Genomic DNA, 18,721 nt, shown 5'->3' on the forward strand with positions numbered 1-18,721 from the left:
CTCATCGAAGATACAATTTCTTCTGTAAACCCTATCTTTCAGACTGTTTTTAAGACTTTTTTGAAAGAGAGGGACAAGATTATCAATGCTTTGGAACTTCCCTACTCAAATGCTAAGCTAGAGGCCACTAACAACCTTATCAAGGTTATCAAGCGCAACGCTTTCGGCTTTCGGAACTTTGACAACTTTAAAACTAGAATTCTCATCGCTTTAAATATCAAAAAGGAGAGAACCAATTCGGTTCTCTCCAGATCTTAGCTGACATCAACCCACTACAGTTGACAAAGAGCCATAATCTCCCTATAAGGCTCGTCAAAACCGACGGGCTTTTTTTGCTGTTGTTTATTTGACTTTGTCAACCCTTTTTCGTGTTATAATAAAAGCATGGAAAAAAAGAAAAAATTATTATTAATTGACGGTTCGTCCGTTGCTTTTCGCGCTTTTTTCGCGCTTTATAATCAAATCGATCGTTTTAAAAGTCCGTCAGGGCTCCACACCAACGCTATTTATGGCTTTCATCTCATGCTCAATCATCTCTTGGAGCGCATCAACCCCAGCCATATCCTAGTGGCTTTTGATGCGGGCAAAACGACTTTCCGCACCGATCTCTACGCGGACTACAAGGGCGGTCGGGCTAAGACGCCAGATGAGTTTCGCGAGCAGCTCCCTTTCATTCGCCAGATGCTGGACATGCTGGGCATTCGCTATTACGATTTGGTGCAGTATGAGGCGGACGACATTATCGGGACTTTGGATAAAATGGCAGAGCAAGACGATTACGACGTGACCATTGTTAGCGGCGATAAGGACTTGATTCAGCTGACGGATGCTAATACCGTGGTCGAAATTTCCAAAAAGGGCGTCGCCGAGTTTGAAGAATTTACCCCAGCCTATCTCAAGGAAAAAATGGGGATTAGCCCTAGCCAGTTCATTGACCTCAAGGCACTCATGGGAGACAAGTCGGACAATATCCCCGGCGTTACCAAAATCGGGGAAAAGACCGGGCTCAAGCTACTGCTAGAATATGGCTCGCTGGAAGGAATTTATGACAATATTGACCAGATGAAGGCGTCCAAGATGAAGGAAAATCTGGTCAATGACAAGGAGAAAGCCTTTCTAGCTAAAAAGCTCACAATTATTGATACTCAAGCACCGATTGAGTTAGGCTTGGATGATCTTCTCTATCAAGGGCCTCAGTTAAAAGGGTTGGCTAGGTTTTATGACGAGATGGGTTTCAAACAACTTAGACAAAATTTAGATATGTCATCTATTTCAGAAAAAACTTCTGCCAATGTTACTTATACTGAAGTGGAAGAGCTTAGCCCAGACATGCTCACAGAGGATAGCTTTTTTCACTTCGAGATTTTGGGTGACAATTATCACACCGAGGATTTGGTCGGCTTTGCTTGGGGCAATGCTGAAAAGATCTATGTCAGCCAAAAGGTTGAGTTGCTAGAGCAGCCTTTGTTTAAAGAGTTTTTGGAGAGAACAGCGCTCAAGGTTTATGATTTCAAGCGGGTCAAGGTGCTACTCAATCGCTGGGGCATCACTTTGCCGCCTGCTCGCTTTGACAGCCGCTTGGCAAAGTATCTTTTGTCCACTGTGGAAAACAACGAAATCGCAACGATTGCTAGTCTTTACGGCCGCACGAACTTGCCGCAGGACGAGGCGGTATATGGCAAGGGGGCTAAGCGTGCTCTGCCAGAAAAAGAAGTTCTTTTGGAGCATTTGGCTAGAAAAGTAGCGGTGCTGGTTGAGACTGAGCAGCCTATGATCGAACGCTTAATGGAGCACGACCAACTGGACTTGTTGCTAGATATGGAGCAGCCTTTGGCTTATGTCCTTGCCAAAATGGAAATTGCTGGTATCAAGGTAGAGCGTGAGACCCTGCAGGATATGCAGGCACAAAATGAGGTGCTACTGGAGCAGCTCACCAAGGAAATCTACGAGCTGGCTGGCGAAGAGTTTAATATCAATTCACCCAAGCAGCTGGGGACGATTTTGTTTGACAAGCTGGGCTTGCCAACTGCTCTGACCAAGAAAACCAAGACCGGTTATTCCACAGCAGTCGATGTCTTAGAAAAGCTTGCGCCGATTGCACCGATTGTCGCGAAAATCTTGGACTATCGCCAGATTGCCAAAATCCAGTCGACCTATGTCATTGGTTTGCAGGAGTCTATTTTGCCAGACGGGAAAATCCACACCCGCTATGTGCAAGACTTGACCCAGACCGGTCGCCTGTCCAGTGTCGACCCTAATCTGCAAAATATCCCCGTGCGCTTGGAGCAGGGGCGACTGATTCGCAAGGCTTTTGTGCCTGAGTGGCAGGATAGCGTGCTCCTTAGTTCGGACTATTCTCAAATCGAGCTGCGGGTTTTGGCGCATATTTCTGGTGACCAGCACTTGATTGATGCTTTTAAGCATGGCGCAGACATTCATACCTCAACGGCTATGCGGGTCTTTGGTATCGAAAAGCCAGAAGACGTGACGCCTAACGACCGCCGCAATGCCAAGGCTGTCAATTTTGGAGTGGTCTACGGTATTTCAGATTTTGGTTTGTCCAATAACCTAGGTATCAGCCGTAAGGAAGCCAAGTCTTACATTGACACCTATTTTGAGCGCTATCCGGGCATCAAACATTACATGGAAAATGTGGTGCGCGAGGCGCGCGACAAGGGCTATGTTGAAACGCTCTTTCACCGTCGGCGGGAAATTCCTGACATCAATTCACGCAATTTTAACGTGCGGGGCTTTGCTGAGCGGACAGCAATCAATTCGCCTATCCAAGGTAGTGCAGCGGACATTCTCAAAATTGCTATGATTCGTCTGGACAAGGCTTTGGAAAAAGGAACTTTTCAGACGCGCATGCTCTTGCAGGTGCACGATGAGATTGTTCTGGAAGTGCCAAATAAGGAGCTAGAAGCCGTTCGTGCTCTGGTTAAGCAAGTCATGGAAGAAGCGATTGAGCTAGCTGTTCCGTTAGAAGCCGATGAGAATGCAGGCAAGACTTGGTACGAAGCCAAGTAGGATAAAGTAGAATAAATATATAAGAGGCTGGAACGGAAATTCCAACCTTTTATTTACATAATAGTTTTAAAATCTGTTTTTCAATCAAAGCTAGCTCCTCTTTTTCATTACGAATCGGACACCCAAGAATAAAATGCTGAATAAAATAAGGAGCAAGTTGACCAACAAAAGCACGAATAAGTAAAGAATCGGGTAGTTCAGAATCAAAATTAGCATTTTGTTCACCGATTCTTCGCAAATTACCAGTGACACTTGCAGTAAGAGTAGTAAAAATAGTTTTGGCCCGATCTTGGATTCGTGGCTGAATCAGCACTTCCTGTAGAAGAATTTGGAACAGCTCTTTATTAGCCTTAATCAGAGCAGAACGATCCACTACAATAAAGTGTACAAAATCTTCTAGATTGGAAAACGTAGCAAGTCGTTCTGTGAAATCATCCCTTAATATAGGGGTAATAACAGATAGGATTTCTAAAAGTAAATCCTCTTTGGTTTTAAAATATTTAAAAATTGTCGCTTGGCTAACAGCAGCTTCTCCTGCGATTTGAGCAGTTGATGTGCCAGCATATCCTTGACGGGCAAAGAGTTTAATAGCAGATAATAGAACCTTTTTCTTGCCTTTTGGCATTCCTGTTTCCTCAAGGATAGTATGAAAGTCTGAAAGGATATTGGTTAACATAAAATCTCTCCTTCGTATGTCAGATTACTTAAAAATTAAACCTTGCGGTAGCGACGCAGTCCCTCAATATTGAGAACGGTTAGAACTAAAGTAAAGAGTGTTAACACACCCAACTGAGGGAGAATTTTTTCTAATCCTTGCCCATGGATAATGATGTCAGTCATAGCTTGCCCAGAGTAAGAAAGAGGCAGGAATTTACCCACCACCTGAACCCAAGAAGCCATATTTTCCAGTGGGATAATACCTGAAAACATCATTTGTGGCATGACTACGATAGGGATAAACTGCATCATTTGGAATTCGGATTTTGCCAAGGTTGATAAAAAGAAACCAAAAGATAGAGCCACGAGTGCCAATAAAAAATTGACAATCATCACATCTATTATGCTACCGACTACTTCAATATCCAGAAGGTAAATGGTAGCAAAGACAATGACAGTAGTTTGAAGAATAGCAATAATTCCATAGCTAATCATGTAACCAAGAACAATCTCACTACGTTTAACAGGGGTGGCAAGTAAACGATCGAGAGTACCGCTTGTACGCTCTTTGAGCAGTGCTATACCAGAGATCAGAAAAACAAAGAAGAAGACAATAAAACCCATGAGAATAGGGATCATCTTATTAAAGAAACCAGTGTCTTTATTTCCATAAATATAGTGTTGTTGAATGCTTGCTGTACGGAGCTGTTCAGAACTCTGTGCTGCTTGGCTCACTGTTTGTCCACTCGTGGCAGTGGCTTTGGCTAGTTGTTCCTTGGCTTGAGCAAGACTTTCGGTCAATTTAACAACCGTATCCTTTAGTTTTTCGGTGGACATTTGGGTTAAAGCCGTACTAAAGACTTGGCGTGTTGCTATGGTTTTTGAGGAATCATAATTGGCATAAGTAATTTCATACTGTTTATCGTTGTTTTCTTTGATAATACCGTCTACTTTTTCTTCTTTAAGGTTACGCTTTGCTTCAGTAACACTAGTATAGGATTTAAGTGTGACATGATCTATATCTTCTAATTTTTGAACAAGCTGTTTATCCAAATGAATAGTAGCAAGTTTAACTTCAGTCGTTGTACTAGCTGAAAACATGACATTGAGTAGCCACATGATAAAGATCGGCGCGATAAACATCATGGCAAGAGTACGTTTGTCGCGGAAGAGTTCCCGCAAAACTTTTTTAACAATAGCAAAAGTTCTCATGATATATTCTCCTCAGCTTTTAAAAATACATCTTCAATGGTTGGGACTTGATACTGTTCTTTGAGTGCAGTTGGTGTATCGAAGGCGATAATTTGTCCTTGAAGAAGAAGTCCGACCTTGTCGGTTAATTCAGCTTCGTCCATGACGTGGGTCGTAACTAGAATTCCCACCCCTTCATCACGAAGTTTAGTTAATTCGGTCCAAATTTGTCGGCGCAGTGCAGGGTCAATCCCTACTGTTGGTTCATCCAAAATCAAGAGTTCTGGCTTGCCCAAGAGTGCAATTGCAAGTGATAAGCGCCGCTTCATACCGCCAGAAAACGAACGAACTTTCTTTTCCAAGTCAGGAGTTAAATCTACCACTTCTGCCACATGCTGCATAGCTGACAATAAATCTCGTTTTTTGATCCCTTTCATTTGTCCGAAAAATTCTAGATTCTCGCGAGCAGATAAACTCTCATAAAGTGCATCAGATTGAGCCATATAACCAATATCGCCGAGAATATGTCGGTCTGGCATATGTGAACCTAAAACGAGAGCCTCTCCACTATCAGCCTTTTCCATGCCTAGCATGGTCTTGATCATGGTAGATTTTCCGGCGCCAGATGGCCCAATTAAGCCAACAATGGTAGCAGCTTGCAGGTCAAAACTGACATTGCTGAGCACAACTTGATTGCCAAAAGACTTTTTTAAGCCTTGCAAATGTAGTAATAGTTTCATCATTACTCCTTTAGTGGAATTTAGAATTTCAAGAAAATGATATGGTTGATAAGGTGTCATCCCAAGCCTTTTTATCTATTGGATAATAGAACAAATCATTGTTTGGAGATTAAACAGCTTTTTAATAACATTTTTCTGAAATCATTCGTTTTAAATATAGTGAGTGACTAATCGCTCACCTTCTTATAAAGTATATTTTAGCACTCGTAAATAGCCTTGTCAATAATTTAAATGGATAGGAATCTTATTACTAGGGTTACTGTCTTATTTATGGTATAATGATAAAAATTTTTGATGGGGAAAAAGAATGTCAAAATCTGCTATTATTTTGCTGAAAGAGCATTATCTGAGTCATTTAAAAGAAAATCCTGAGCTTTTGATTGGGATTGAGCTGGAGTTGCCGATTGTTAATACGAAAAGGGAAGCGGTTGATTTGGCTGTTTCCAAGGCTCTTTTGCACCATCTCGTGACAACTTTAGACTTTGATGTGGAAAAGTATGACTTGGATGGAAATCCAATCCAGTTGGTCAAGGAGGAAAGTCAAGATCGGATCCTTTTTGAAGTGTCTTACACAACCCTAGAATTTGCCTTTGGTCCGGTCAAGACTTTGTTAGAGGTAGAAAAACGCTTTGAAACCTACTTGTCTGTTATTCAGGATTTTTTATGTGAACGAGGGCATTTGATCGTCGGACAAGGACTTAATCCGCAATGGGCGACAAATGACAATCAACCTGTAAAATCACCTCGCTATCAGATGTTGATGGACTATTTGGCTTTGGGTAAGAATTACTCTCAACTACATTCATTTCCCCAGTACGGCGCTTTTATCTGTGGTAGTCAGGTCCAGTTAGACGTGTCACGCAGTAATTTTTATCAGGTCATCAATGCTTTCAATCAGATTGAAGCAGCCAAAGCTTATCTATTTGCGAATTCTACTTTTGATGGGACTGACTGGGATACAAGGATCAGCCGAGATATATTTTGGGAAGCATCCATGCACGGTCTTTTGACTGAAAATGTGGGGGTCAATGCTGTTGATTTTGCAACAGAAGAAGATTTTTTTGACTACCTGAGTCAGTCTGCCATGTTTACTGTCCAGCGTCAAGGAAGGGACTATTATTTTCCGCCGGTATCGGTAGTCGATTACTTTTCCAAAGCGAAATTTGAGGCTGTTGACCTTCATGGCGATAAGACCATTCTTCAGCCCTTAGAAAGTGATATAGAGAGCCACCGTAGCTATCAATTCCAGAGTTTGACCAAGCGAGGAACAGTAGAATTTCGCAGTGTCTGTGCCCAACCGTTGGATCGGACTTTTGCACCGGCTGCCTTTCATTTGGGGCTTTTGGTAGAGCTAGAGACTTTGGAACACTATCTAGCAACAGCGCCATTTTTTACTAAATGGGGTCGCAACTATAAAGCTTTACGACGTCAATTTTCTAAAAAAGAGCTGACAGCCGAAGAAAAATCTTCAATCCAAAGTTTCAGTAAAGATTTGTTAAAAATCGCCAAAAATGGTCTTTTGACGCGTGGCTTTGGGGAAGAGCTTTATCTTTCAAAAATACAACTACATTGAACCAACTATATTAAACATTATTTAGTAGTACCTCGCAAGAATATCTTGTGGGGATTTTTAAGTTTTAAGGGGGCATCTTGATGGCTAAAATGGCTGGTGTGCGGAAACTCCAACCAAATTTGCGCGTGCAGCCAATGGTCATTGATCCATTTGCTATCAATGAACTGGACTACTACTTGGTTTCTCACTTCCACAGTGACCACATTGACATCAATACAGCGGCAGCGATTGTCAACAATCCAAAACTCAACCACGTGAAATTTGTCGGACCTTACGAATGTGGCGAAATCTGGAAAAATGGGGTGTGCCAGAAGAGCGCATGATCATTGTGAAGCCAGGGGATACCTTTGAGTTTAAGGATATAAAAATTCATGCAGTCGAATCATTTGACCGTACTTGTTTAGTTACTTTGCCAGTCGAAGGTGCTGAAGAACATGGGGGGGAATTAGCTGGCCTGCCAGTAACGGATGAAGAAATGGCTCGTAAGGCTGTCAACTATATCTTTGAAACTCCAGGTGGAACGATTTATCATGGGGCTGACTCTCACTTCTCAAACTACTTTGCAAAACACGGAAAAGACTTTGATATTGATGTTGCCATTAACAACTACGGTGACAACCCAATCGGTATCCAAGACAAGATGACCTCTATCGATTTGCTTCGTATGGCTGAAAATCTGCGTGCCAAAGTTATCATCCCAGTTCACTACGATATTTGGTCTAACTTTATGGCTTCAACCGACGAAATTCTTGCCCTTTGGAAAATGCGTAAGGAACGCCTGCAATATCAATTCCACCCATTCATCTGGGAAGTTGGTGGCAAGTATACCTACCCGCAAGATAAGGACAGAATTGAATACCACCACCCACGTGGATTTGACGACTGCTTCGAGCACGATTCAAATATCCAATTCAAGGCTTTGCTCTAATCATTTGAGAGGATTTGGACTGGCTTAGGTTTCTTTGCCTTGTTAGTCCAAATAGATTTTCAGTAGATATAAAACACATAAATAGTATTATCCGTATGTTGCGATATGCGGATAATTTTCATATAATAGAAACAAGTAGAAAATGCGCGAAGCGCTTGCTTCGTTGCCAATGTGAAAGGAAATTCTATGTCAAATTTATCTGTCAATGCCATTCGCTTTTTAGGAATTGATGCCATTGAAAAATCAAAATCAGGTCACCCAGGTGTCGTCATGGGCGCAGCGCCAATGGCTTACGACCTCTTTACCAAACAAATGCGCATCAATCCAGCAGTGCCAAACTGGATCAACCGCGACCGTTTTGTCTTGTCGGCTGGACATGGCTCTATGTTGCTCTATGCTTTGCTTCATTTGTCAGGCTTTGCGGATGTGTCCCTAGACGAAGTCAAAAACTTCCGCCAATGGGGCTCTAAAACACCAGGTCACCCAGAATTTGGACACACTGCGGGTGTGGATGCAACAACTGGACCGCTCGGTCAAGGGATTTCAACTGCGACTGGTTTTGCTCAAGCAGAGCGTTTCTTAGCGGCTAAGTATAACCGCGAAGGCTATAATATTTTCGACCATTATACTTATGTTATCTGTGGTGACGGCGACCTTATGGAAGGGGTGTCTGCTGAAGCGGCTTCTTACGCTGGTTTGCAAAAATTGGATAAACTCATTGTCCTTTATGATTCAAACGACATCAACTTAGACGGTGAAACCAAAGATTCCTTTACCGAAGATGTGCGTGCTCGCTACAATGCTTACGGCTGGCACACTTCCTTGGTTGAAGACGGGACGGACCTTGCTGCTATTAACGCCGCTATCGAAGAAGCAAAAGCGTCTGGTAAGCCTGCCCTCATCGAAGTGAAAACCGTTATCGGTTACGGCTCACCAAACAAGCAAGGAACCAATGCAGTACATGGTGCGCCGCTTGGTCCAGAAGAAACAGCAGCAACGCGCAAGGCTCTAAATTGGGACTACGCCCCATTTGAAGTTCCGGCAGAAGTTTATGCGGACTTCAAGGAAAATGTGGCTGACCGCGGAGCAGCAGCTTACGATGCTTGGGTTAAGTTGGTTGAAGACTACAAGGCTGCTCATCCAGAATTAGCGGCAGAAGTGTCTGCTATCATTGAAGGACGCGACCCAGTCGAGCTCAAGCCAGAAGACTTCCCAGTTCTCGAAAATGGCTTTTCTCAAGCCACTCGTAACTCTAGCCAAGATGCGCTCAATGCCGCAGCTAAAGTCTTGCCAACCTTCCTCGGGGGCTCTGCCGACCTTGCTCACTCAAATATGACCTATATCAAGGAAGACGGTTTGCAAGACGATAGCCACCGCCTCAACCGTAATATTCAGTTTGGTGTGCGTGAGTTTGCTATGGGGACTATTCTCAATGGTATGGCACTGCACGGTGGACTGCGTGTCTACGGTGGAACCTTCTTTGTCTTCTCAGACTATGTCAAGGCAGCCGTGCGCCTGTCAGCTCTGCAAGGACTTCCTGTGACCTATGTCTTTACCCACGACTCTATCGCCGTTGGAGAAGACGGCCCAACTCACGAGCCGATTGAGCACTTGGCAGGGCTTCGCGCCATGCCAAATCTCAATGTCTTCCGCCCAGCAGATGCGCGGGAAACACAGGCTGCTTGGTATCTGGCTTTGACTAGCAAAACAACACCGTCAGCCCTCGTTCTCACTCGTCAAAACTTGACGGTTGAAGAAGGAACAGACTTTGAAAAGGTTGCCAAGGGTGCTTATGTGGTTTATGAAGAAGCAGGCTTTGATACCATTCTTTTAGCGTCAGGTTCTGAGGTCAATTTGGCAGTTGCTGCGGCTAAGGAATTAGCAGGGCAAGGCATCAAGGTGCGCGTGGTTTCTGTACCGTCAACAGAGCTCTTTGATGCGCAAGACGCCGCTTACAAGGAAGCAATCTTGCCAAATGCAATCCGTCGCCGCCTAGCTATCGAAATGGGCGCGACTCAAAGCTGGTACAAATATGTTGGACTGGACGGAGCCGTTCTTGGTATCGATACTTTCGGTGCTTCAGCTCCAGCCGCTAAGGTCATGGCAGAGTACGGCTTTACTGTAGAAAATGTTGTAAAGACTGTCAAAAGCTTATAAGAACATTATATATTTAAAACAGTAAATTGTTAAAGCAATTTTAAAAACATTTAATAAACAAAGTATTGTTATACTAATTTTATCTTTTCTAATATTGGAGGACACAGAATGAAAAAAAGATTTTTAATGCCTATTGTAGCTTTATTAGCAGTTGTAGCGCTTGCAGCTTGCTCTAATAATAAGCAAGAAGAAAGCCAATCAACTTCAACTGAAAAGTCATCAATGACTGAGAAATCTTCAACTTCTAATTCTTCTTCAAAAACAGAATCATCAACTAATACGAGTTCTAGTACAAATAATACCGGTTCGGCCGCATTTCTGACAGATGAAGAAATGAAGGCAGCAAAAACAGTTGGGGATTTCAAAAAGCTCTATGCCAATCTGATTCAAAATCTTTTGCAACGTGCTGAGGAACAAGGTAAATCTGTTCCGGAACAAGGCAAAGATACCTATCAAAAAGCGACAGAAACTTTGAAATCACAGATGGAACAGGCTCAGAAAGACTATGATGCAGGTATTGCTCAACTGGGCGGTGATGAAGTAGAAATTTCAGAAGGGAACCGACAAGGGATTATTGAAACCTTGAAAGCAACTATGCAATATGCTCAAAAGCAACTAGATGCAGCGCAAAAATCATAAAATTAGTAAGAACCTCATTTGACGGGGTTCTTTTATCAGTTTTTCTCAGAAATATGAGATTATAAGAAAAATCCCATAAAATTTGTCTTAGAAAAATAGGGAAAATGTTTTTGGATAAGGCTATACTAGTAGATGAAGGAGGAAGGCTATGAATATGATAGAAAGCTTTAATCAGACCATTGATTATCTGGAAAGTCAGTTGACAGGTGACATAGATGAGAAGAAAGTTGCGCAACTATCCGGTTATTCTTATGCTATGTTCAGCCGCATTTTTTCGATCTTTACAGGGATAACGCTCTCTGAGTATCTCCGTTATCGTAGAATGACAGAGGCTGGTCTGGAACTTCGTTCCTCAAGGATAAAGGTGCTTGACTTGGCGCTTAAGTACGGCTATGATTCGCCTGATTCTTTTACGGCAGCTTTCAAGTCATTTCATGTTTTCACACCTTCAGAAGTGAGAAAAGGTCAGCCATTCGTACCTTTTCTAAACTAAAATTACGGCTACGTGTCCAAGGAGGGAGCGACATGAATATTACCATTCAAAGAAAAGCAGCCTTTTCTGTTGCGGGTGTTGATAAAGAAAGCATTCCAAATTCAAAATGTCCGAGTGTCTGGGAAGAGCTTTATCAAAAGCAGAACCATGACGACCTAGTGGAATTAGGGAATGGACAGTCTTTTGGGGTGTGTCCTGATATTGACAATGTGGACGCTATCAACTACATGGCGGCTTACGATGTGGAAAATAGAAGGTTAGCTCAAGAAATGGGGCTCACGATTTTGGAGATAGCAGAGGCTGATTATGCAGTAGTAGAGTTAAAAGAATCAATTCCTGCTTGTATCCATGCAGGCTGGAAATACCTAATGGAAGAATTTTTTCCACAAAATCATCTCATGCACTCAGGCGCGCCAGATTTTGAAGTCTATGCAGAAGGAGATATGAGCAGCCTAGATTACCGCATGGAGCTCTGGGTTCCGGTTGTCAAAGCCTAAGTAAAAACTTCCGCTAATTATTGTTTTGGCGGAAGTTTCGTTTTTGGGGCATAAGATGTTATAATAAAGCTAACAAAACAAGCGAGGTGCATTATGACCAACGAGGAATGGATTTATGCCAAGTTAGATGAGTTGGGGATTGCCTATGATCGCCTAGACCATGAGCCGATTTACTCGGTCATTGAGGCGGCGGAGAAAGGGATTGTCCTGCCGGGCTGTCAAGTTAAAAATCTGCTTTTGAAAAACAAGAAAGGGCGGCAGTTCTATTTGGTTATTTTGCCTGATGAAAAGATTGCGGACATTAAGCACTTGGCAGAAGTTCTGGGCGAGAAGCGTCTGTCTTTTGCTAGCGATGAGAATCTAACAGAGCTCATGCAGGTGGAAGCGGGCTCGGTCACGCCTTTCGGCTTGGTTTTTGACAAGGAAAAGAAAGTGCAGGTCATTATCGATGAGAGCGTGGACGTGGACGCCAAGGTCGGCTTTCATCCCTTTGTCAACACGACGACCCTCAATATCGCCTATCCTGATTTGCTGCGTTTTTTGAAATGGGCAGAGCATGAACCCCAGCGACTCAACTGCTAATCAGACTTGCGGCTGATTTTTGGACGATTGGGAGTGCTACCTTGTCAATCTCCTGAAAATCTGTTATAGTAGTAACTAGATTGAAATTCAAAGGAGTTACAAATGAACTATTCATTTTTGATTATGATTGTTGCTATGGGGGGACTCATGTTCTGGATGTCTCGTTCTCAAAAGAAACAGCAAGAAAAACGTATGGAAAGCCTTAGCCGTCTTAGCAAGGGCAATGAAGTAATCACAATCGGTGGTCTTTATGGAACGATTGATGAGGTGGATGTGGACAATAAACGTGTTGTTTTGGATGTAGATGGTGTCTATCTGACCTTTGAACTTGGAGCCATTAAAACGGTTTTGCCAACAAGTGAAGCAAACACAGAAGTCATTGAAAACAACGATGTTGTTGAAGGCGCTTCTGCTATTGAAGAATAAAACTTCATTCGAATCTAGTTTGATTCGAATTTTTTTGATCGTAAAAACCGAGAAAAAAGTATAAAAAAGTAGAAGAAAGTTCGTTTTTTGTTCGATGTATGATATAATAAAAGAAAAACATAAACGGTGGAAATATGAAATTAAGACGAAGCGAACGTATGGTAGTGATTTCAAACTACCTCATTAATCATCCTTATGAACTGACTAGTCTGAATACATTTGCAGAAAAGTACGAGTCAGCTAAATCTTCTATCTCTGAGGACATCGTGATCATTAAACGAGCTTTTGAGGAAATTGAGATTGGAACGATTGAGACGATCACAGGAGCTGGCGGTGGCGTTATTTTTCGACCATCTATCTCTGACAGAGAAGGGAAAGCTATCATTGAAGAACTCCGAACTCAACTTTCAGAAAGTGATCGTATTTTGCCAGGGGGCTACATCTATTTATCAGACCTTTTGAGCAATCCTCTTATTTTGAACAACATTGGTCGGATTATTGCTAAAGCGTTTAAAGATCAAAAGATTGACGCAGTCATGACCGTTGCCACAAAAGGAGTACCGCTTGCCAATGCAGTGGCAAATGTGCTCAATGTTCCTTTTGTCATTGTGCGCAGGGACTTGAAGATTACAGAGGGATCAACTGTCAGTGTGAATTATGCCTCTGGTTCGAGCGACCGAATTGAAAAGATGTTTCTATCAAAGCGCAGTCTTAAAGCAGGAAGTCGGGTTTTGATTGTTGATGATTTCTTAAAAGGTGGCGGTACAGTTAACGGGATGATTAGTCTTTTGACCGAGTTTGATTCAGAGTTGGCTGGGGTCGCGGTTTTTGCAGATAATGTGCAAGAAAAACGTGATCATTTGGAATACAAATCTTTGCTCCGCGTGACAAATATCGATGTGAAAGCCAATAAAATTGATGTCGAAGTTGGAAATATTTTTGATGCTTAGGAGTTAATAAATTTTTAGGAATAAAATAGAGAATCATTTTGTGAAAATTTTCCTTATATCAAGAAAACTTTTGAAAAGTGTGGTATAATAGGTGTGTATAAAAATAGAAAAAGGAGTTTTTGTATCATGGCAAAACTGACTGTTAAAGACGTTGACTTGAAAGGGAAGAAAGTTCTCGTTCGTGTTGACTTTAATGTTCCTTTGAAAGACGGCGTTATTACAAATGACAACCGTATCTCAGCTGCTCTTCCAACTATCAAGTATATTCTTGAACAAGGTGGACGTGCGGTGCTCTTCTCTCACCTTGGCCGTGTTAAAGAAGAAGCAGATAAAGAAGGTAAATCTCTGGCTCCAGTTGCTGCAAACTTGGCAGAAAAATTGGGTCAAGAAGTAACCTTCATCCCAGGTGTAACTCGTGGTGCCGAGCTTGAAGCAGCAATCAATGCTCTTAAAGACGGACAAGTTCTCTTGGTGGAAAACACTCGTTTTGAAGATGTGGACGGCAAGAAAGAATCTAAAAACGATCCAGAACTTGGAAAATATTGGGCAAGCCTTGGAGACGGTATCTTTGTCAATGATGCCTTTGGTACAGCTCACCGTGCTCACGCTTCAAACGTAGGTATCTCAGCTAATGTTGAAAAAGCTGTTGCTGGTTTCCTCTTGGAAAACGAAATTGCTTACATTCAAGAAGCAGTTGAAAACCCAGTTCGTCCGTTTATCGCTATCCTTGGTGGATCAAAAGTTTCTGACAAGATTGGTGTCATTGAAAACTTGCTTGAAAAAGCGGATAAAGTGCTTATCGGTGGTGGAATGACTTACACTTTCCTCAAAGCACAAGGTATCGAAATCGGTAACTCATTGGTTGAAGAAGACAAATTGGATGTGGCGAAAGCTCTGCTTGAAAAATCAAACGGCAAACTGGTCTTGCCAGTTGACTCTAAAGAAGCCAACGCTTTTGCAGATTACACTGAAGTGAAAGATACCGAAGGCGAAGCAATAGACCCAGGCTTCCTTGGACTTGACATCGGTCCTAAGTCTATCGCTAAGTTTGACCAAGAATTGACAGGTGCTAAGACCGTTGTCTGGAATGGTCCTATGGGTGTCTTTGAAAACCCTGACTTCCAAGCGGGTACAATCGGTGTTATGGACGCTATTGTCAAACAACCAGGCGTGAAATCAATCATCGGTGGTGGTGACTCAGCTGCTGCAGCAATCAACCTTGGTCGCGCTGACAAATTCTCATGGATTTCTACTGGTGGTGGCGCAAGTATGGAACTTCTTGAAGGAAAAGTCCTTCCTGGTCTTGCAGCCCTTACTGAAAAATAAGAAAAAAGGTGCCTTTTGGCACCTTTTAGTGTGCCCAATTTTAGGTTTTCTCTTTCTTTTTGCTAATTGTAGAAAAACTGTAACACAAACTCAAAAAGGTTGACATGGATATTAGCTACAATGAAGTTATTGATTACGAAGAGGAAGAGAGATTCTTAAATGTCAAAGAAATTAGTAACAAAGGCAACGCTTGGTCTGGCTTCGGTAGCTGCTTTAACAATGGTAGCGCAGGCTGTTTCAGCCGATAGTTATACAGTACAGGCTGGTGATTCATTTTATTCTATCGCAGTGGCACACGGCATGGATGTTTATGATTTTGCAGCCAAAAATGGGAAAACAATCTATGATACGATTAATCCCGGTGATGTATTAGAGGTAGATGGTTCAGCAAGGCAAGAGCAGCCAGCTTCAAATCAAGTCGCTTCTTCACAAAATGAAAATACTTACCCAGTTGGTCAATGTACTTGGAGTGTCAAAGAATTAGCACCTTGGGCAAGCAATTGGTGGGGTAATGCCAACACTTGGGGAGTTTATGCAGCTTCTCAAGGCTTTCAAACAGGTTACTATCCTGTTGTAGGAGCTATCGCTGTATGGACGAGCGGCACCTATGGGCATGTAGCTTATGTAACAGCTGTTGATGAAGCGACAGGTTTGATTCAGGTTACAGAAGCAAACTACGGTGGTACTGGTGAAAATCCCGATGCACGTGGTTTAGGTAATTTCCGCGGGTGGTTCAACCCAAATGCCAACGGGGCAGTCACTTATATCTATCCAAATTAAAGTTTGAAAGATCGAGTTTTTCTTGGTCTTTTTTTACTTACTGGAAAACGTTTTTCTCATTTTTCTTTTTAAAAGTATGGTAAAATAAGGGTATCAAGGAAAAGGATTTTCCAATCATATGAATTTTTTCAAAAAATATAAATTTGATACTAGTAAGTTTCGTTTAGGAATGAGAACTTTTAAAACAGGTATCGCTGTTTTCCTCGTTTTGCTGGTTTTTGGTCTTTTCAGTTGGCGAGGGCTTCAAATTGGTGCTTTAACTGCTGTTTTTAGCTTACGTGAGGATTTTGATAAGAGCTTACATTTTGGCTCTTCACGTATTTTGGGCAATAGTATCGGTGGTTTTTTCGCTTTGCTCTTCTTTTTGCTTAATACTCTCTTTCATGAGCAATTTTGGGTAACTCTAATTTTTGTACCGATTGCAACGATGCTGACTATTATGACCAATGTTGCCATGAACAACAAGGCGGGCGTGATCGGTGGTGTTTCAGCACTTTTGATCATTACTTTGTCTGTTCCCAAAGGGGAGACCTTCCTTTATGTCTTTGCCAGAATCTTTGAAACATTTGTAGGAGTTTTCATTGCAATTTTGGTAAATTCTGATTTGGAACGCTTACAAGGAATTTGGAATCGCTTAAAAAATAAATAATGTTAGAAAATATAACATTGCTCCTTGACAGGAGCTTTTTTTAGAATTATAATAGTGGAAAAGGAGGTTTGCGATGAAAGAAAGAGAATTTCGCCGAACGATGGCAGTCTTTCCGATAGGGAGCGTTATGAAATTGACAGATTTGACTGCGCGTCAAATTCGTTATTATGAAGATCATGGCTTGATTTTTCCTGAACGAAATGAAGGCAATCGCCGTATGTATTCTCTAAATGACATGGATCGTTTGCTAGAGATCAAAGATTATCTCGCCGAAGGTCATAACATTGCAGCCATTAAAAAAATTTATGCGGAGCGTGCTAACAAGCCTGTGAGATCAGTCAGTCAAACTGAAGTTCGCAGAGCTCTTCACAATGATGTGATGAACCAAAGCCGTTTCGCAAGCTCAACCCCTAACTTTGGTCACTTACGACCATGAGTCGTTTTTTATTTTATAAAGGAGAAAACTATGCCAATCACTGCTGCTGATATTCGTCGTGAAATTAAGGAAAAAAATGTTACCTTTATTCGTTTGATGTTTACAGACATTCTAGGAACGATGAAAAATGTGGAAATTCCTGCTACGGACGAGCAGCTAGATAAAGTTTTAGCAAATAAAGTCATGTTTGATGGCTCTTCTATTGAAGGATTTGTCCGGATTAATGAATCTGATATGTACCTGTATCCAGACCTTAACACATGGATTGTCTTCCCTTGGGGGGATGAGAATGGTAGCGTGGCTGGACTTATCTGCGATGTTTATACGACCGAAGGTAAGCCATTCCAAGGAGATCCACGTGGAAATCTAAGACGGGCGCTCGGTCATATGAATGAACTAGGTTTTCAGTCATTCAACCTTGGGCCAGAGCCAGAATTTTTCCTTTTCAAATTGGATGAAAATGGCGACCCGACTCTTGAAGTAAATGACAAGGGTGGCTACTTTGACTTGGCACCGACTGATCTGGCTGACAACACTCGTCGTGAGATTGTCAATGTCCTAACAACAATGGGCTTTGAAGTAGAAGCTAGTCACCACGAAGTGGCGGTCGGTCAGCATGAAATTGACTTTAAATACGACGAAGTCTTGCGCGCCTGTGACAAAATTCAGCTCTTTAAGCTGGTTGTTAAGACTATTGCCCGCAAGCACGGTCTCTATGCGACCTTTATGGCCAAGCCGAAATTTGGCATTGCTGGTTCTGGGATGCACTGTAACATGTCGCTCTTTGATGAAGAAGGAAACAATGCCTTCTTTGATCCAGAAGACCCTAAGGGCATGCAGTTGTCAGAGACGGCTTATCACTTCCTCGGTGGCTTGATTAAGCACGCTTATAACTTTACAGCCATTACCAATCCAACGGTCAACTCTTACAAGCGTTTGGTGCCGGGTTATGAAGCGCCTGTTTACATCGCTTGGGCTGGACGCAATCGCTCACCGCTCGTACGGGTGCCAGCTTCTCGCGGCATGGGTACGCGTTTAGAATTGCGTTCGGTTGATCCAATGGCAAATCCATATATTGCTATGGCAGTTCTTCTTGAAGTAGGTTTGCATGGTGTGGAAAATAAAATCGAAGCACCGGAGCCAATCGAAGAAAATATTTACATTATGACAGCAGAAGAGCGTCGTGCTGCAGGAATTACAGATCTTCCATCAACTCTTCACAATGCTGTTAAAGCTTTATCGGAAGATGAGGTAGTTAAGGCTGCGCTGGGTAGCCATATCTATACAAGCTTTGTTGAAGCTAAGCGCATTGAGTGGGCTAGCTATGCGACTTTCGTTTCTCAATGGGAAATTGATAATTATCTGGATTTATATTAGAATAAGCACCTTGAGGGTGCTTATTTTTATGTTAAAAAAAACATCAGAACCCCTTGACAAGTTGTTTATGTGATGATATACTGATATAGTTGTCCCTGAGGCAGCAGTAGACCTTTGAAAACTGAACAAGACGAACCAATGTGCGGGGGGTTATACTGAGAGGTATGACTCGTCAAACAAAAGAAAAACAATAAATCTGTCGGTGGACAGAATGAGTGTAGACTCAAACTAATTATATGAGAGTTTGATCCTGGCTCAGGATGAACGCTGGCGGCGTGCCTAATACATGCAAG

General features: G+C 42.3%; 16 protein-coding genes, 1 rRNA gene and 2 pseudogenes. 16 read left to right on the plus strand and 3 right to left on the minus strand.

Annotated elements, in window-relative coordinates; all coding sequences use genetic code 11:
• Together A3I3_RS0105720 and polA are read left to right on the plus strand one after the other, a co-directional pair.
• A partial coding sequence (locus A3I3_RS0105720; RefSeq protein ID WP_018371777.1) for an ISL3 family transposase occupies positions 1 to 258 on the plus strand: 258 nt, incomplete at its 5' end.
• A 126-nt stretch (positions 259 to 384) separates the two neighbouring features.
• Entirely contained in the window at positions 385 to 3,027 is a 2,643-nt protein-coding gene (gene polA, locus A3I3_RS0105725) for a DNA polymerase I (protein WP_018371778.1), read from the plus strand.
• 49 nt (positions 3,028 to 3,076) lie between these two features.
• Here polA and A3I3_RS0105730 read toward each other — a convergent pair whose 3' ends face one another.
• From A3I3_RS0105730 to A3I3_RS0105740, 3 genes are read right to left on the minus strand one after another with little or no spacing between them, the layout of a single operon-like run.
• Positions 3,077 to 3,703: a TetR/AcrR family transcriptional regulator gene (locus A3I3_RS0105730; protein WP_018371779.1), complete on the minus strand. Its 627-nt coding sequence runs from the start codon at positions 3,701 to 3,703 to the stop codon at positions 3,077 to 3,079.
• 35 nt (positions 3,704 to 3,738) lie between these two features.
• Positions 3,739 to 4,896: an ABC transporter permease gene (locus A3I3_RS0105735; RefSeq protein ID WP_018371780.1), complete on the minus strand. Its 1,158-nt coding sequence runs from the start codon at positions 4,894 to 4,896 to the stop codon at positions 3,739 to 3,741.
• A complete protein-coding gene (locus A3I3_RS0105740; RefSeq protein WP_018371781.1) occupies positions 4,893 to 5,615 on the minus strand; it encodes an ABC transporter ATP-binding protein in 723 nt (240 codons plus the stop codon). Before A3I3_RS0105740 ends, A3I3_RS0105735 begins: the two co-directional genes overlap by 4 nt.
• Before the next feature lie 307 nt (positions 5,616 to 5,922).
• Here A3I3_RS0105740 and A3I3_RS0105745 point away from each other — a divergent pair, with 307 nt between their 5' ends.
• The 14 genes and pseudogenes from A3I3_RS0105745 to A3I3_RS0105815 form a co-directional block, all read left to right on the plus strand.
• A complete protein-coding gene (locus A3I3_RS0105745) occupies positions 5,923 to 7,188 on the plus strand; it encodes a glutamate-cysteine ligase family protein (protein WP_018371782.1) in 1,266 nt (421 codons plus the stop codon).
• A 71-nt stretch (positions 7,189 to 7,259) separates the two neighbouring features.
• Positions 7,260 to 8,116: pseudogene (gene ulaG, locus A3I3_RS10160) on the plus strand (L-ascorbate 6-phosphate lactonase); the annotation flags it as partial.
• A gap of 186 nt (positions 8,117 to 8,302) precedes the next feature.
• Positions 8,303 to 10,273, plus strand: coding sequence for a transketolase (gene tkt, locus A3I3_RS0105755; RefSeq protein WP_018371783.1), 1,971 nt, complete (start codon positions 8,303 to 8,305; stop codon positions 10,271 to 10,273).
• Between the two features lie 108 nt (positions 10,274 to 10,381).
• Complete coding sequence (locus tag A3I3_RS0105760) at positions 10,382 to 10,912, plus strand: hypothetical protein (RefSeq protein ID WP_018371784.1); 531 nt, start codon at positions 10,382 to 10,384, stop codon at positions 10,910 to 10,912.
• Positions 10,913 to 11,066: 154 nt separating this feature from the next.
• Positions 11,067 to 11,902 (plus strand): annotated as a pseudogene (locus tag A3I3_RS11115) (AraC family transcriptional regulator).
• A 93-nt stretch (positions 11,903 to 11,995) separates the two neighbouring features.
• Entirely contained in the window at positions 11,996 to 12,484 is a 489-nt protein-coding gene (locus A3I3_RS0105775) for a prolyl-tRNA synthetase associated domain-containing protein (protein ID WP_018371787.1), read from the plus strand.
• A 102-nt stretch (positions 12,485 to 12,586) separates the two neighbouring features.
• Positions 12,587 to 12,910, plus strand: a complete 324-nt coding sequence (gene yajC / locus A3I3_RS0105780) for a preprotein translocase subunit YajC (protein ID WP_018371788.1) — start codon at positions 12,587 to 12,589, stop codon at positions 12,908 to 12,910.
• Positions 12,911 to 13,044: 134 nt separating this feature from the next.
• Complete coding sequence (purR, locus tag A3I3_RS0105785; protein WP_026129869.1) at positions 13,045 to 13,860, plus strand: pur operon repressor; 816 nt, start codon at positions 13,045 to 13,047, stop codon at positions 13,858 to 13,860.
• A 126-nt stretch (positions 13,861 to 13,986) separates the two neighbouring features.
• Complete coding sequence (locus A3I3_RS0105790; protein WP_018371790.1) at positions 13,987 to 15,186, plus strand: phosphoglycerate kinase; 1,200 nt, start codon at positions 13,987 to 13,989, stop codon at positions 15,184 to 15,186.
• A gap of 159 nt (positions 15,187 to 15,345) precedes the next feature.
• Complete coding sequence (locus A3I3_RS0105795; RefSeq protein WP_018371791.1) at positions 15,346 to 15,966, plus strand: COG3942 and LysM peptidoglycan-binding domain-containing protein; 621 nt, start codon at positions 15,346 to 15,348, stop codon at positions 15,964 to 15,966.
• Positions 15,967 to 16,084: 118 nt separating this feature from the next.
• The gene (locus tag A3I3_RS0105800; RefSeq protein ID WP_018371792.1) at positions 16,085 to 16,615 is read left to right on the plus strand and encodes an FUSC family protein; all 531 of its coding nucleotides are present in this window, start codon (positions 16,085 to 16,087) and stop codon (positions 16,613 to 16,615) included.
• Between the two features lie 73 nt (positions 16,616 to 16,688).
• Positions 16,689 to 17,051: a MerR family transcriptional regulator gene (locus tag A3I3_RS0105805; RefSeq protein ID WP_018371793.1), complete on the plus strand. Its 363-nt coding sequence runs from the start codon at positions 16,689 to 16,691 to the stop codon at positions 17,049 to 17,051.
• Positions 17,052 to 17,081: 30 nt separating this feature from the next.
• A complete protein-coding gene (glnA, locus tag A3I3_RS0105810; RefSeq protein ID WP_018371794.1) occupies positions 17,082 to 18,428 on the plus strand; it encodes a type I glutamate--ammonia ligase in 1,347 nt (448 codons plus the stop codon).
• 232 nt (positions 18,429 to 18,660) lie between these two features.
• Positions 18,661 to 18,721: ribosomal RNA gene (locus A3I3_RS0105815) — 16S ribosomal RNA — on the plus strand; the annotation flags it as partial.

Source organism: Streptococcus massiliensis DSM 18628 (assembly GCF_000380065.1).
GTDB lineage: Bacteria > Bacillota > Bacilli > Lactobacillales > Streptococcaceae > Streptococcus > Streptococcus massiliensis.

Coding starts and splice junctions, on each gene's coding strand:
- polA (WP_018371778.1), top strand. CDS start 385: ATGGAAAAAAAGAAAAAATTATTATTAATTGACGGTTCGTCCGTTGCT.
- A3I3_RS0105730 (WP_018371779.1), bottom strand. CDS start 3,703: ATGTTAACCAATATCCTTTCAGACTTTCATACTATCCTTGAGGAAACA.
- A3I3_RS0105735 (WP_018371780.1), bottom strand. CDS start 4,896: ATGAGAACTTTTGCTATTGTTAAAAAAGTTTTGCGGGAACTCTTCCGC.
- A3I3_RS0105740 (WP_018371781.1), bottom strand. CDS start 5,615: ATGAAACTATTACTACATTTGCAAGGCTTAAAAAAGTCTTTTGGCAAT.
- A3I3_RS0105745 (WP_018371782.1), top strand. CDS start 5,923: ATGTCAAAATCTGCTATTATTTTGCTGAAAGAGCATTATCTGAGTCAT.
- tkt (WP_018371783.1), top strand. CDS start 8,303: ATGTCAAATTTATCTGTCAATGCCATTCGCTTTTTAGGAATTGATGCC.
- A3I3_RS0105760 (WP_018371784.1), top strand. CDS start 10,382: ATGAAAAAAAGATTTTTAATGCCTATTGTAGCTTTATTAGCAGTTGTA.
- A3I3_RS0105775 (WP_018371787.1), top strand. CDS start 11,996: ATGACCAACGAGGAATGGATTTATGCCAAGTTAGATGAGTTGGGGATT.
- yajC (WP_018371788.1), top strand. CDS start 12,587: ATGAACTATTCATTTTTGATTATGATTGTTGCTATGGGGGGACTCATG.
- purR (WP_026129869.1), top strand. CDS start 13,045: ATGAAATTAAGACGAAGCGAACGTATGGTAGTGATTTCAAACTACCTC.
- A3I3_RS0105790 (WP_018371790.1), top strand. CDS start 13,987: ATGGCAAAACTGACTGTTAAAGACGTTGACTTGAAAGGGAAGAAAGTT.
- A3I3_RS0105795 (WP_018371791.1), top strand. CDS start 15,346: ATGTCAAAGAAATTAGTAACAAAGGCAACGCTTGGTCTGGCTTCGGTA.
- A3I3_RS0105800 (WP_018371792.1), top strand. CDS start 16,085: ATGAATTTTTTCAAAAAATATAAATTTGATACTAGTAAGTTTCGTTTA.
- A3I3_RS0105805 (WP_018371793.1), top strand. CDS start 16,689: ATGAAAGAAAGAGAATTTCGCCGAACGATGGCAGTCTTTCCGATAGGG.
- glnA (WP_018371794.1), top strand. CDS start 17,082: ATGCCAATCACTGCTGCTGATATTCGTCGTGAAATTAAGGAAAAAAAT.